Source organism: Tabrizicola soli, assembly GCF_015999335.1.
In the GTDB taxonomy this organism is placed as follows: domain Bacteria; phylum Pseudomonadota; class Alphaproteobacteria; order Rhodobacterales; family Rhodobacteraceae; genus Tabrizicola; species Tabrizicola soli.
On the sequence record NZ_JAEACP010000014.1, the window covers coordinates 132,862 to 145,162 of the forward strand.

Below are 12,301 nucleotides of genomic sequence, written 5' to 3' on the forward strand. Positions count from 1 at the left end.
CCCATGACCGCCTTTCTCTCCGTCGAGATCTCCCTCACCGGCCGCCGCTGGGTCGGCCCCGACCCCGCCGCCGACCGCCTGGCCGAGGGGATGGCGCAAGCGACCCGCCTGCCCCTGCCGCTCTGCCGGATCCTCGCCAGCCGCGGCATCCTCCCCGAGGCCGCGCCCGCCTTCCTCGCCCCGGCGCTCCGCGACCTCCTGCCCGACCCCCTCACCCTGAAGGACATGGCCCCGGCCGCCGACCGCCTCCTGCGGGCCGTCGCCCGCCGCGACCGGATCGCCGTCTTCGCCGATTACGACGTCGACGGCGGCGCCTCGGCCGCCCTCCTCCTGACCTGGCTGCGCGCCTTCGGGATCCGGGCCACGCTCTACATCCCCGACCGCATCGACGAGGGCTACGGCCCGAACGTCCCCGCGATGGCCCGCCTCGCCGCCGCCCACGACCTGATCCTCTGCGTCGACTGCGGCACCCTCAGCCACGAGCCGATCGCGGCCGCGAAAGGGGCGGACGTGGTCATCCTCGACCACCACCTCGCGCTCGAGACCCTGCCCGAGGCGCTGGCCGTCGTGAACCCGAACCGCCAGGACGAGGATGGCAGCCTCGCCCATCTCTGCGCCGCCGGCGTGGTCTTCCTCCTCCTGGTCGAGGCCAACCGCCGGCTCAAGCAGCAGGGCCAGCAGGGCCCCGACCTCATGGCGCTCCTCGACCTCGTGGCGCTCGCCACCGTCGCCGATGTCGCGCCCCTGACCGGGGTCAACCGCGCCTTCGTCCGCCAGGGCCTGAAGGTCATGGCCCGCCGCGACCGCCCCGGCCTGCGGGCGCTCGCCGACGTCGCCCGCATGGACCAGGCCCCCACCGCCCATGCCCTGGGCTTCCTCCTCGGCCCCCGGGTCAATGCGGGCGGGCGCATCGGCCAGGCCGATCTCGGCGCGCGTCTTCTCGCCACCGACGACGCGATGGAGGCCGCGCGCCTCGCCGCGCATCTCGACCAGCTGAACACCGACCGCCGCAGCATCACCGAAGCCGTGCGCGAGGAAGCCCTGGCCCAGGCCGAGGCGCGCGGCCTCACCGGCCCCCTGGTCTGGGCCGCGGCCGAGGGCTGGCATCCCGGCGTCGTCGGCATCGTCGCGGCCCGGCTGAAGGAGGCGACGAACCGTCCCGCCGTGGTGATCGGCTTCGAGGGCGAGGCGGGCAAGGGCTCCGCCCGCTCGGTTCCCGGCGTCGACCTTGGCGCCGCGATCCAGCGCCTGGCGGCCGAGGGGCTGATCCAGAAGGGCGGCGGGCACAGGATGGCGGCGGGCCTGTCCCTCGGCCGGTCGCAACTGGAACCCGCGATGGACCGGCTGGGCGAGCTTCTGGCCCGCCAGGGCGCGGGTGCGGCCGGACCGCAGGACCTGCGGATCGACAGCCTGCTGACCCCCACCGCCGCCACCGTGGCGCTGCTGGAGGAGATCGAGAACGCCGGCCCCTTCGGCGCCTCGGCTCCCGCCCCGCGCTTCGCCTTCGCCAATGTCGCGGTCAACACCCGCCGGGTGGGCGAAAGCCACCTGAAGCTCGGCCTCTCGGACGGCGCGGGCCCCACGCTGGACGCCATCGCCTTCGGGGCCTTCGACGGGCCGCTCGGCGCCGCGCTGGAAAACGCGGGCCACCGCCGCTTCCATCTGGCGGGCAAGCTGGAGCTGAACCACTGGAACGGCCGCAGCCGGGTGCAGTTGCGGCTGGACGATGCGGCCCCGGCTTAGGGCGCATTTTTCCTCTTGCAGAAGCCTTGCGCAGATTCTAGACACCGCGCACCGACAGCGTGGCCCGTTCGTCTATCGGTTAGGACACCAGGTTTTCAACCTGGGAAGAGGGGTTCGACTCCCCTACGGGCTGCCACTTCACCCCGTCACCTCACCAAGATGTCAGACGCCGGCAGCGATCCCCGCAGGGGGCGGCTTGATTATGGCTGTCTTCTCAATATGCTGCGTCAAATCTCTCTTACGGGTGCCTGACGTGATCCTTCTCCGCCGCCTTTCCGCCACCGCCCTTTTCCTTGCCCTGCCCATGGCCGCCCAGGCCGCCGGCTGCAGCGATACCGGCGGCAAGTATGAATCCTGGAAGGCCGAGATGGCCGCCGAGGCCCAGGCCGAGGGCGTCGGCAGGCGCGGGATCGAGGCGCTGATGGCGACCTCCTATTCCAAGGCCACCATCGGGGCGGACCGGAACCAGAAAAGCTTCAAGTACAGCCTGGAGAAGTTCCTGCAGGTGCGCGGCGCCGACACCATCGTCAGCCAGGGCCGCGGCCGCAAGGCGAAGAACCCGGACTTCTACGCCAGCCTCGAAGCCGCCTACGGCGTGCCCGCCGGGGTGCTGATCGCGATCCACGGGATGGAGACCGGCTTCGGCGGCTTCATGGGCGACACCAATGTCGTCTCGGCCATCGCCACGCTGACCTACGACTGCCGCCGCTCGGACTTCTTCCGCCCGCATCTGATCGGCGCGCTGAAGATGGTCGACGCGGGCATGATCTCGCCCCGGACGGTGGGGGCCAAGCATGGCGAGCTCGGCCATACCCAGTTCCTGCCCGGCAACGCCTATGCCTATGGCGTGGACGGCAACGGCGACGGGCAGATCGACCTTTACAACCAGGCCGACGCGCTGGCCACGACCGCCAACTACCTGCGCAAGAAGGGCTGGAAGCCCGGCAAGGGCTATCAGGAGGGCGAGCCGAACTTTGCCGTGATCAAGGAATGGAACGCGGCCAAGGTCTATCAGCAGGCCATCGCGATCATGGCGGCAAAGATCGACCGCTGACCCCTTGCGTCCGCCCGCGCGGCCCTGTAGACGGCTGCAAGTGGCCCGTTCGTCTATCGGTTAGGACACCAGGTTTTCAACCTGGGAAGAGGGGTTCGACTCCCCTACGGGCTGCCACTTCCGTTGCAACCGGCAAACACGCATTTGACTGGCTTTGGCCGGGCGGATCGGCTTCATGGGGGAAGTCCCTGCGACCGGAGCCATCATGTTGCGATCCCTTGCCGCCCTTCTCCTCCTCTCAGCCGCCGCCCTGGCCGACACCGCCGATGGCGAGGCGCTGAAGGCGATGGGCTGGGACCAGATCGTCAATGAGGCGCGCGGCGGCACGGTCAACTGGTTCATGTGGGGCGGCGCGGACAACATCAACGCCTATGCCAGCGATTACATCGGCACGGCGCTGAAGCGCGATTACGACATCACGCTGAACCGCGTACCGATCACCGACGCGGCCGAGATCGTGAACCTGATCCTGTCCGAGAAGGAGGCCGGCGTGACCGACAACGGCACGGTCGACCTCATCTGGATCAACGGCGAGAATTTCCGCTCGATGAAAGAGGCGGGGCTGGCCTTCTGCGGCTACACCTCGCTTCTGCCGAACGACGCGCTGGTCGACTGGGACAACCCGGCCATCGCCAACGACTTCGGCGTCCCGGTCGTGGGCTGCGAGGTGCCCTGGAACACGGTGCAGTTCGCCTTCGCCCATGACAGCGCCGTGCTGGCCGAGCCGCCGCGCGACATGGCCGGGCTTCTCGCCTGGATCAGGGCCAACCCCGGCCGCTTCACCTATCCCGCGCCGCCGGATTTCACCGGCTCGGCCTTCGTGCGGCATGTATTCATCCATGCCGCCGGCGGGCCCGAGGGGCTTCTCGGCCCCTTCGACCAGGTGAAGTTCGACGCGGTCGCCGGCAAGACCTGGGCGATCCTGAACGGGCTGGAACCCTTCCTCTGGCGCGAGGGGGCGACCTATCCCACCACCGTCACCCAGCTGAACGAGCTTTTCGCCAATGGCGAGGTGGCCTTCAGCTTCAACTACGACCCGGCGCAATTCGGGCTGGCGGTGCAGGCCGGGCTCTGGCCCGAGACCACGCGCTCCTTCGGCCTCCGGGACGGCACCATCGGCAACACCAACTACACGCTGATCCCGTTCAACTCGCCCAACAAGGCGGCGGCGATGGTGACGCAGAACCTGCTCCTGTCCGGCGAGGCGCAGCTGGAGAAGGCCCGGACCGAGATCTGGGGCGCCGCCCCCGCCATCGAGATCTCCCGCACCCCGCCCGCGGTGCAGGCCGGATTCGCCGCGATCAAGACGCATCCCTCGGTGATCCCGGCCTCCGAACTGGCGAAATCCGCCCTTCCCGAACTGCAGGCCGGTTGGCTGACCGCGATCGAGGCGGGTTGGGCCACGAACGTGGGCAATTAGGCGATGCGCGAGCGGACCCGCCTCCTCCTCCTGCTCGGCCCGGCGGTGGCGCTGGTGGGGGGACTGGTCCTTGGCGCGCTGGGGCTGGCGCTCCTGCGCTCGCTCCGGCTGCTGCCACTGGAGGAACCGGGCCTCTCCGCCTATGCCTCGGTGCTAGCCTCGCCGGGGGTGCTGGCCTCGCTGGCCCTGTCCTTCTGGATCGCCACGGTCTCGACCCTGATCGCCGCCGGTCTGGCGCTGGCGGCGGCGATGCTCTTGCGGCAGGCCTTTCCCGGCCGCAGGCTGGTGGCGGTGCTGGTGCAGCTGAACCTGACCATCCCGCATGTCGTGGGGGCCATCGGCATCCTCTACCTCATCTCGCAATCCGGCAGCTTCGCCCGCCTCGCCCATGCCGCGGGCCTGATCGCCGCGCCGGGCGAGTTTCCGGCGCTGACCCATGATCCCTGGGCCATCGGCATCATCCTGACCTATGTCTGGAAAGAGGTCCCCTTCATCACCCTCATCCTGCTGGCCAAGCTGCAGACCCTTGGCCCGGACCTCGGACCCGTGGCGCGAAGCTTGGGCGCGACGCGCTGGCAGGCCTTCCGCTTCGTCCTCCTGCCGCAGCTTCTGCCTGCGCTCGCGGCCGGGGCGGCGCTGGTCTTCGCCTTCGCCTTCGGGGCCTATGAGGTGCCGCTGGTCCTTGGCGCGCATGCCCCCGAGGCGCTGCCGCTCCGCGCCTGGCGCAGCTTTACCGATGTCGATCTCGCCGCCCGGCCCGAGGCCTTCGCCATCTCGATCCTGATCGCGGCGCTTGGGGCGGGGCTGCTGGCGCTCCATGCCCGGCTGATCCTGCCAAGGCGGGGCCGCGATGCGGGCTGAAAGGCTCAGGCTTCTGGCGGGGCTGGCCCTCGCGCTGGCGCTGGTGCTGCCACTGCTGCCGCTGGCGCTCTGGTCCCTCGCGCATGGCTGGCGCTTTCCCGACCTGCTGCCGCAGGCGTGGTCGCTCCGGGCCTGGGGCGTCGCATCCTCGGCCGGGGTGCTGGGCAGCCTCGGCCTGACCCTCGGCATCGCGGCCGCGACCACCGCGCTCGCGGCGCTGGTCGGCCTGCCGGCGGGCCGGGCGCTGGGGCTGCATGACTTCCCCGGCAAGCGGGCGGTGCTCCTCCTCCTCCTGGTTCCCGCCGTCCTGCCGGGGATCGCGCTGGTCCTCGGCCTGCACGACCTCTTCCTGCGGCTGGGGCTGACCGGCAGCACCCATGGGGTGATCCTTGCCCATCTGGTCCCGGTCCTGCCCTATATGGTGCTGGTGATGGCCTCGGTCTTCGCGGGCTTCGACACCAGGATCGAGGCGCAGGCCCGCAGCCTGGGCGCGGGGCCGGTCCGCTGCTTCCTGCAGGTCACGCTTCCGGCCGTGCTGCCCGGCCTCTTGACCGGCGCGCTCTTCGCCTTCCTCGTCTCCTGGTCGCAGTACCTGCTGACGCTGGCGATCGGCGGCGGGCGGGTCCAAACCCTGCCCCTGGTCCTTTACGCCTATGTCGCGGCCGGGCGGAACGACGTGGCCGGTGCCATCGCGGTGCTTTACGCCCTGCCGGGGATCCTGCTCCTGCTCGGCTTCATCGGGCGGATCACCGGGCGCGACCTCGGCCGGGTGCTCCGCCCATGACGCTGGAGCTGCGCAACCTGCGGAAAGCCTGGCCCGGCGCGGGCCAGCCCACGATCCCCGGCCTGGACCTTGCCGTCGCGGCAGGCAGCCTCACCGTGCTCCTCGGCCCCTCGGGCAGCGGCAAGACGACGGTGATGAAGCTGATCGCCGGCCATCTGGCCCCCGATTCGGGCGAGGTCATCCTCAAGGGCCGGACCCTGACCGGCCTGCCGCCCGAACGGCGCGGGGTGGCGATGGTGTTCCAGGATCCGCTGCTCTTTCCGCATCTGACCCTCGCTGGCAATGTCGGCTTCGGCCTGAAGATGCGCGGCGAGCCCGCCGCGCGGATCGAGGCCGAGGTCGCCGCGATGCTGGCCCGGGTCCAGCTCGCGGGCCTTGGCGCGCGGCGGCCGGACCAGCTTTCGGGCGGGCAGCAGCAGCGCGCGGCCCTGGCGCGGGCGCTGGTCCTGCGGCCGGACCTGCTGCTTCTGGACGAGCCGCTGGCCAGCCTCGACGCGGGCCTGCGCGACGAGATGCGCGCGCTGATCCGCGGCCTGCAGCGTGAAACCGGGGTGACGACGCTGATGGTCACGCATGACCAGTCCGAGGCCGTGGTGATGGCCGACCGGATCGCGCTCCTGCTCGACGGGCAGCTGGCGCAGGCGGCCGCCCCGGCCGAGATCCTGCGCCGGCCGGAAACCGAGGCCGTGGCCCGCTTCTTCGGCGGGGTGAACTTCCTGGATGGCGTGGTGGAGGGCGCAGGCTTCCGCTGGGGTCCCGTCCGCCTGGCGCTCGACCGGCCCGGCCCGCCCGGCCCCGCCCGGCTGACCATCCGCCCCGAGGCGGTGCTGCTGCATCCCGGTCCGGGACAGCTGGCCGCGAAGGTGCGGGGCGTCACCCTCCTCGGCACGCAAAGCCGGGTCGAGCTTGCCCTGGCCGGAGAGCCGCTGACCGCCCTTCTGCAACCCGCCGCCGCCGAGGCCCTGCGTCCCGGCGATACCGTCGCCGTCACCCTGCCGCCTGCCGCACTCTGGCGGCTGCCCGGCTAGTCCGCCGCCGAGCGAAGCCGGATCGACCGTCCCCGCCCCGCCCGCTTGGCCGCGTAAAGCGCGCGGTCGGCCAGCGCCATCAGGCGCACCGGGTCGGGCGCGGCCAGGTCGGACGAGCGCACGATGCCGATGCTGGCCGAGACCTGCGCCACCTTTCCGGCGACGGGGATCGGCGCGCTGATGCGCTGGATGATCCGGTCGGCAATGCCCCGCAACACCTGCAGGTCGACGCGCTTGACGACAAGGACCAGGAACTCGTCCCCGCCGATCCGCGCCGCGCAATCCTCGACGCGCAACTCCGCGCGCAGGATGCGGCCGACCACCTCCAGCACATGGTCGCCCGCGGCATGGCCCAGGGTGTCGTTGACCGACTTGAAATAGTCCAGGTCCAGATGCAGAAGGCCGAAGGGCATCCGGGCGGCGCACAGCCGCGCCAGCACCAGATCGGCGGCCCGGCGGTTGCGCAGCCCGGTCAGGGGATCGGTCAGCGCCTCCTCCTCGGCGGCAAGGCGGGCCCCTTCCAGCCGCAGGTTCAATCCGCGCAGTTCGCGCGTGACGGCGGCGTTCGCCTCGGCCAGATAGAGCAGCTCCATCGCAAGGTCGGTGGCGACGAAATCGGCATCCGTCAGCCCCAGTTCGCGCACCGCCGCGATCAGGTCGATCCCGAAACTCAGGTTCATCAGCATCCTGCCGTCCGGCAGGCGCTCTCCCATTCCGCGCAGCCCGGCCCGCACCCCGTTGCGCGCCACCAGGCGAAAGCGGTGGCCGGCGCGGGCCAGGACCTGATCGGCGGTGACTGCGCCGCCGGGCGCGCGGACCTCGAACAGATCCTCGAACCGGGCGCCGGCCAGGTCCGGCCGCTGCAGCATCCGCCTCAGCGTCGGCCCGGCCCCCAGCACCCGCCCCTCGCGGTCCAGCAGAAGATGCATCGGCATGAAGCGCGCCAGCATCGCCTGCTCCGGCACCGGCCTGTCGGGATCCCGCTCCACCCTATCCCTCCGGCAAGGCGAGGTCGAAGGGCCGCGCGGCGGCATGGGCGCGGTCGAGGATGCGGATGGCGATGCGGCCCTCGCCCTCGGCCTCGATCAGGCAGAGCGTGCCGAAATCATCCGCCATCGCGGTCAGCATCCCCACCAGCACCCGGATCGTGCCGCGCAACCCGGCCCGGCAGTCCAGCACGAAGCGGTCGGGCGCGATCTCGGTCAGGCGGATCTCCGGCAGGTCGAGGTCGGGCAGGTCGAGGTCGGGCAGCGCCAGCCGCGCCCGGCCGGGCAGTTCCTCCAGCGAATGAAGGAAGTCGGCATAGCCGATGCCGCCGAAGCGCAGGAGGCGGCGGACGCCCTCGTGGCCGGGGCTGGTGACGAGATAGGTGCCCAGATCCTCCCATATGGTTTCGACCGGACGGCCCAGGACGGCCGCGGCCTCGGCCGCGACCTGATCGGCCAGGCCCGGCGCATAGCGCAGCATGGGTTCGAACGTCTCGACCGGCAGGTCGGCGCGGCGGCAGATCGTCTGCCAGACCGGAACGCCGAACGTGCCGCGGACATAGCCCTGCAGGAACCGCAGCATCAGCGCATCCATGAACGTCCCTTCGTCACCTTTCGCGCCCAGACTAGCCGGCAGGGGTTAACAAACTGCCCTCCGTCTCAGGGCAGGATCAGCACGCCCGCCGGGCCGCTGCCCAGCTGGTTGACCTCGGCCGGGGTCAGCGCCAGCGGTGCCGCCTGCGCCGCGCGCAATAGCTCCGCCGCCGCCTCGCCCGGCAGATAGCCCTGATCCGGCCGCGCCACCGGACGCTCGGTCAGATAGCCGTCCGCGTTCAGGAAAAGACCGATGGCCTCGGCCGCGCCGGGGCTGCGTTCCAGCACCAGGATCGCCTCCTCGCCGGGGATCGCGGGCAGAAGATCGGCCACCACCATGACGCAGGCCGGCTGCCCGGTCTCGAGCTTCAGGGCGCAGACCCCGGCCCAGTCGCGCAGCCGGTAGGGCTCGGCCGCGGCGAGGATCATGTCGCGCGTGCCGGTGGCGGTCGGCGGCTGCAGCGGCAAAAGGGCGGTCAGCCCGGCCAGCGCCTCGGCGCGCCCGGTGCCCTCCGGATCGTCCTCGCCGCGCAGCCGGGCCGCCAGCGCCTCGTTGCCCGGCTCGGCCGCCAGAGCCTCCAGCCGCGCCAGCGCCGCCGCCCCCGGCTTGCCCCAGCGCGAGAAGGCCCAGAGGTCGAGCTGCGCCACCCCGGTCCGGCCCGCGAGGAACCGCTCCACCTGGTTCCGCGCCGAGATCGCCTCGGCGTTGAACAGCGGCGTCAGCCACAGCGCCGCGGCCGCGATCACCGCCAGCGCCATCCCGACGTTGCCGCGCCGGATGCGCGCCATCCAGCCCGCCCCGCGCAGGACCGCGATCGCATAGGTCAGCCCGTAGCCCAGCCCGATCAGCGCCCCCAGCGCCAGGAACAGCCGCTCCGGCGTCCAGCCGTACTGCCCGACCCGCAGCCACAGCGCCCAGAGCGCCAGCCCCGCGACCAGCGGCAGGACCAGCGCCATTCCCAGCGCCGCCCAGCGGATCGCCCGGCCCTGCGCCGCCTCGGCATCGCTGCGGTCCACCGCCACCGCCACCAGCGCCACCCCGGCCGCGACCATGGACAGAAGCAGCGCCGCCGGCGAAAGCCCCAGCACCAGCCGCTCGAACCCGCGCAGCGGCAGGGCGAGAAGGAACACCAGCATCACCGCCAGCACCACCGGCAACAAGAGCCGCAACAGCCGCAGCACCAGTTGCGGCGCGATCGGTCCCGCCAGTTCCCAGACCACGGCCATGCCAAGGCCCAGCGCCGCCCCGGCCAGCGCCAGGACCGCCAGCCGGTTCTCCAGCAGATGCGACAGCAGGCCGATCCCGACGATGCGCAGCACCTGGTCCGACAGCAGCACCAGGATCCAGACCAGAAGCGTGAAGGCCAGCGCGGCGGCAAGGCGGATGACGATGGACCAGGCTTCCTCGAACAGCGCGGGATAGTCGCGCCAGCCCGGACGGGCGGCCGCGATCAGGAAGGGCACCGGCAGACCGGCGACGGTCAGCGCCGCCAGAAGATGCATCGGGACCGCAAAGACCTCCTCGGCCGCGGCGAAGCGCAAGGCGACCAGCCCGACCAGCCCGCCCGTCAGCACCCCCGGCCCCAGGGCGCGGGCGGCCGCACGCGCCAGGCCCATCGGGCCCGCCATGGCCAGCGCCGCAAGGACGAAGCTCACCACCGCCGCATGCAGCGCCAGGGCCAGCCGGCCGTCCAGAAACCCGCGCGGGACGGCCTCGCCCAATGCCCAGATCAGCGCGCCGCCCAACGCCCCCAGAAGCGCAAGGCTCCACCGTGCCTGCAAGGCCGCTTCCATTCCATCCCCTCTCGGTTCCCGCCGCAGCTTTTCCACGCCGCCGCCGGCCCGCCATAGTCAGGATTTCCGGACGCTTGCCAAGCCCGTTGCCCTGCCCCATCCTCCGGCGCAGCCTGAAAGGACCGCACCCCATGCCCCTCACGATCCGCCCGCTCCGCCCCGATGACGAGGCCGACTGGCGCCGCCTCTGGACCGGCTATCTCGATTTCTACCAGACCTCGGTCCCCGAGGCGGTCTATGCCTCGACCTTCGCCCGGCTCCTCGGCGACGACCCGCAGGACTTCTCGGCCCTGATCGCCGAGGTGGATGGCAGGCCGATGGGCCTCGCGCATTACCTGTTCCACCGGCATTGCTGGCGGATCGAGAACGTCTGCTACCTGCAGGACCTCTTCGTCGCCCCCGAGGCCCGCGGCACCGGCCTTGGCCGCGCCCTGATCGAGGCGGTCTATGCCCGCGCCGACGCCGCCGGGGCGCCCGGCGTCTACTGGCTGACGCAGGACTTCAACGCCGAAGCGCGGCAGCTTTACGACCGGATCGCCAGGGTCTCGCCCTTCATCCGCTACAACCGGGCCTGAAAGCACAAGGCGGGTGAGTCACCCCCGCCTCCGCGCTCAGGGTTCGGGCTGCGGCGGGATCCGGCCCCGGCGCGCCTCGGCCCAGGTGTTCAGGCTCACCGCCGCCACGATCAGCGCGCCGCCCAGGATCACGAAGGCGTCCACCGCCTCGCCGAAGACCAGCGCGCCCAGCGCCGTCGCCCAGAGGATCTGCAGGAAGGTCACCGGCTGCGTCACCGCCAGCGGCGCCGCCCGGAAGGCCCGCGTCATCGTATAGTGCCCCAGCGTCGCCAGCCCGGCCACCACCGCCAGCCAGGCCAGCTGCACCCCGCTCACCGGCTGCCAGACCCAGAGCGCCACCGGCGCCAGCCCCAGCGAGACCGTCACCGACAGCACCGCCACCACCACCGAGGGCGGGGCCATCCCGCTCAGCCGCTTGGCGAAGATGTAGCTCACCGCGAAGCAGACCGTCGCCGCCAGCTGCGACAGATGCCCGGCCGAGATCTCGCGCAGCCCCGGCCGCAGCACCACCAGCGCCCCCGCCAGCGCCACCAGGACCGAGACGACGCGCCCCCGCCCCAGCCCCTCGCCAAGGAGAAGCCCCGCGATCACCAGCACGATCACCGGGTTCAGGAAGCCGATCGCCGCCATCTCGGCCACCGGCACCCGCGCCATGGCCCAGAACCAGAAGATCACCGCCGTGACATGCAGCACGCCGCGCCACAGGAACAGCCGCCAGATCCCCTGCGGCAGCCGCACGCCGCGCATGGTCCACAGCGCCGGGGTCAGGAAGGCCAGGCCAAAGCCGAAACGGATGAAGGCCGCCTGCGCCGCCGGCAGCTCGGTCCCCAGATGCCGGACGATCCCGTTCACGCCGACAAAGGCAAGCCCGGTGGCCAGCATCCACAGAACCCCTTCGACGGGGCGGCCAAGATCGTTCAGCGCACGCATGGCGGCACAGAACCCCAAGCCGCGCGCAATGGCAACGCCCCTTCGCCCGAAGCCCCCGCAGCGTGACCCGATCGCCATCCCCCCGCCGCGCCCCCGCCTAGGGTGCGCTACAGCGCACCGCACCGGCCGACCCCACCCGGCACAACCGGATCACCCCCCAGCCCCAGCCCCGCAGCGCCCCCCCCGTAGGGTGCGCTACAGCGCACCGCACCGGCCGACCGTCACCCTGCACAACCGGTCGCCCCCCCAGCGCCAGCCCCGCCGCGCCCCCCCGTAGGGTGCGCTACAGCGCACCGCACCGGCCGACCCCACCCGGCACAACCGGATCACCCCCCGATCGCCATCCCCCGCCGCGCCCCCGCGTAGGGTGCGCTACAGCGCACCGCACCGGCCGACCACACCCGGCACAACCGGATCACCCCCCAGCCCCAGCCCCGCCGCGCCCCGCGTAGGGTGCGCTACAGCGCACCGCACCTGCCGACCATCACCCGGCACAACCGGATCACCCCCCCATCGCCAGCCCCCCGCCGCG

11 protein-coding genes and 2 tRNA genes are annotated in these 12,301 nt (G+C 72.0%); 9 read left to right on the plus strand and 4 right to left on the minus strand.

Annotation, left to right across the window (positions count from 1 at the left end; genetic code table 11):
* Positions 1-3 precede the first annotated feature (3 nt).
* From recJ to I7S92_RS14510, 8 genes are all read left to right on the plus strand, one after another.
* Positions 4-1,743, plus strand: coding sequence for a single-stranded-DNA-specific exonuclease RecJ (gene recJ, locus I7S92_RS14475; RefSeq protein WP_197645555.1), 1,740 nt, complete (start codon positions 4-6; stop codon positions 1,741-1,743).
* A gap of 61 nt (positions 1,744-1,804) precedes the next feature.
* Positions 1,805-1,879 (plus strand) — tRNA-Glu (locus I7S92_RS14480).
* A 168-nt stretch (positions 1,880-2,047) separates the two neighbouring features.
* Positions 2,048-2,797, plus strand: coding sequence for a lytic murein transglycosylase (locus I7S92_RS14485; RefSeq protein WP_242070219.1), 750 nt, complete (start codon positions 2,048-2,050; stop codon positions 2,795-2,797).
* A 42-nt stretch (positions 2,798-2,839) separates the two neighbouring features.
* Positions 2,840-2,914: transfer RNA gene (locus I7S92_RS14490), tRNA-Glu, on the plus strand.
* A gap of 88 nt (positions 2,915-3,002) precedes the next feature.
* Positions 3,003-4,217, plus strand: coding sequence for an ABC transporter substrate-binding protein (locus tag I7S92_RS14495; RefSeq protein ID WP_197645557.1), 1,215 nt, complete (start codon positions 3,003-3,005; stop codon positions 4,215-4,217).
* A 3-nt stretch (positions 4,218-4,220) separates the two neighbouring features.
* Positions 4,221-5,078, plus strand: a complete 858-nt coding sequence (locus I7S92_RS14500) for an ABC transporter permease subunit (protein WP_197645560.1) — start codon at positions 4,221-4,223, stop codon at positions 5,076-5,078.
* The gene (locus tag I7S92_RS14505) at positions 5,068-5,862 is read left to right on the plus strand and encodes an ABC transporter permease (protein WP_197645562.1); all 795 of its coding nucleotides are present in this window, start codon (positions 5,068-5,070) and stop codon (positions 5,860-5,862) included. The genes I7S92_RS14500 and I7S92_RS14505 overlap by 11 nt, the downstream gene beginning before the upstream one ends.
* Positions 5,859-6,890, plus strand: coding sequence for an ABC transporter ATP-binding protein (locus tag I7S92_RS14510; protein ID WP_197645564.1), 1,032 nt, complete (start codon positions 5,859-5,861; stop codon positions 6,888-6,890). The genes I7S92_RS14505 and I7S92_RS14510 overlap by 4 nt, the downstream gene beginning before the upstream one ends.
* Here I7S92_RS14510 and I7S92_RS14515 read toward each other — a convergent pair.
* The 3 genes from I7S92_RS14515 to I7S92_RS14525 form a co-directional block, all read right to left on the minus strand.
* Positions 6,887-7,879, minus strand: coding sequence for a GGDEF domain-containing protein (locus I7S92_RS14515; RefSeq protein WP_354001337.1), 993 nt, complete (start codon positions 7,877-7,879; stop codon positions 6,887-6,889). The two genes, I7S92_RS14510 and I7S92_RS14515, sit on opposite strands and share 4 nt — an antisense overlap.
* Before the next feature lies 1 nt (position 7,880).
* Positions 7,881-8,471, minus strand: coding sequence for a heme NO-binding domain-containing protein (locus tag I7S92_RS14520; RefSeq protein WP_197645566.1), 591 nt, complete (start codon positions 8,469-8,471; stop codon positions 7,881-7,883).
* Positions 8,472-8,536: 65 nt separating this feature from the next.
* Entirely contained in the window at positions 8,537-10,264 is a 1,728-nt protein-coding gene (locus I7S92_RS14525) for a DUF4153 domain-containing protein (protein WP_197645568.1), read from the minus strand.
* A 131-nt stretch (positions 10,265-10,395) separates the two neighbouring features.
* Between I7S92_RS14525 and I7S92_RS14530 the strand changes: the two genes are divergently transcribed.
* A complete protein-coding gene (locus I7S92_RS14530; RefSeq protein WP_197645570.1) occupies positions 10,396-10,839 on the plus strand; it encodes a GNAT family N-acetyltransferase in 444 nt (147 codons plus the stop codon).
* A gap of 36 nt (positions 10,840-10,875) precedes the next feature.
* Here I7S92_RS14530 and I7S92_RS14535 read toward each other — a convergent pair whose 3' ends face one another.
* Entirely contained in the window at positions 10,876-11,769 is an 894-nt protein-coding gene (locus I7S92_RS14535; protein WP_242070214.1) for a DMT family transporter, read from the minus strand.
* Between the last annotated feature and the right edge of the window lie 532 nt (positions 11,770-12,301).

Bases quoted from the DNA above. Each gene is read 5' to 3' on its own strand.
- recJ (WP_197645555.1), top strand. From the start codon at position 4: ATGACCGCCTTTCTCTCCGTCGAGATCTCCCTCACCGGCCGCCGCTGG.
- I7S92_RS14485 (WP_242070219.1), top strand. From the start codon at position 2,048: ATGGCCGCCCAGGCCGCCGGCTGCAGCGATACCGGCGGCAAGTATGAA.
- I7S92_RS14495 (WP_197645557.1), top strand. From the start codon at position 3,003: ATGTTGCGATCCCTTGCCGCCCTTCTCCTCCTCTCAGCCGCCGCCCTG.
- I7S92_RS14500 (WP_197645560.1), top strand. From the start codon at position 4,221: ATGCGCGAGCGGACCCGCCTCCTCCTCCTGCTCGGCCCGGCGGTGGCG.
- I7S92_RS14505 (WP_197645562.1), top strand. From the start codon at position 5,068: ATGCGGGCTGAAAGGCTCAGGCTTCTGGCGGGGCTGGCCCTCGCGCTG.
- I7S92_RS14510 (WP_197645564.1), top strand. From the start codon at position 5,859: ATGACGCTGGAGCTGCGCAACCTGCGGAAAGCCTGGCCCGGCGCGGGC.
- I7S92_RS14520 (WP_197645566.1), bottom strand. From the start codon at position 8,471: ATGGATGCGCTGATGCTGCGGTTCCTGCAGGGCTATGTCCGCGGCACG.
- I7S92_RS14525 (WP_197645568.1), bottom strand. From the start codon at position 10,264: ATGGAAGCGGCCTTGCAGGCACGGTGGAGCCTTGCGCTTCTGGGGGCG.
- I7S92_RS14530 (WP_197645570.1), top strand. From the start codon at position 10,396: ATGCCCCTCACGATCCGCCCGCTCCGCCCCGATGACGAGGCCGACTGG.
- I7S92_RS14535 (WP_242070214.1), bottom strand. From the start codon at position 11,769: ATGCGTGCGCTGAACGATCTTGGCCGCCCCGTCGAAGGGGTTCTGTGG.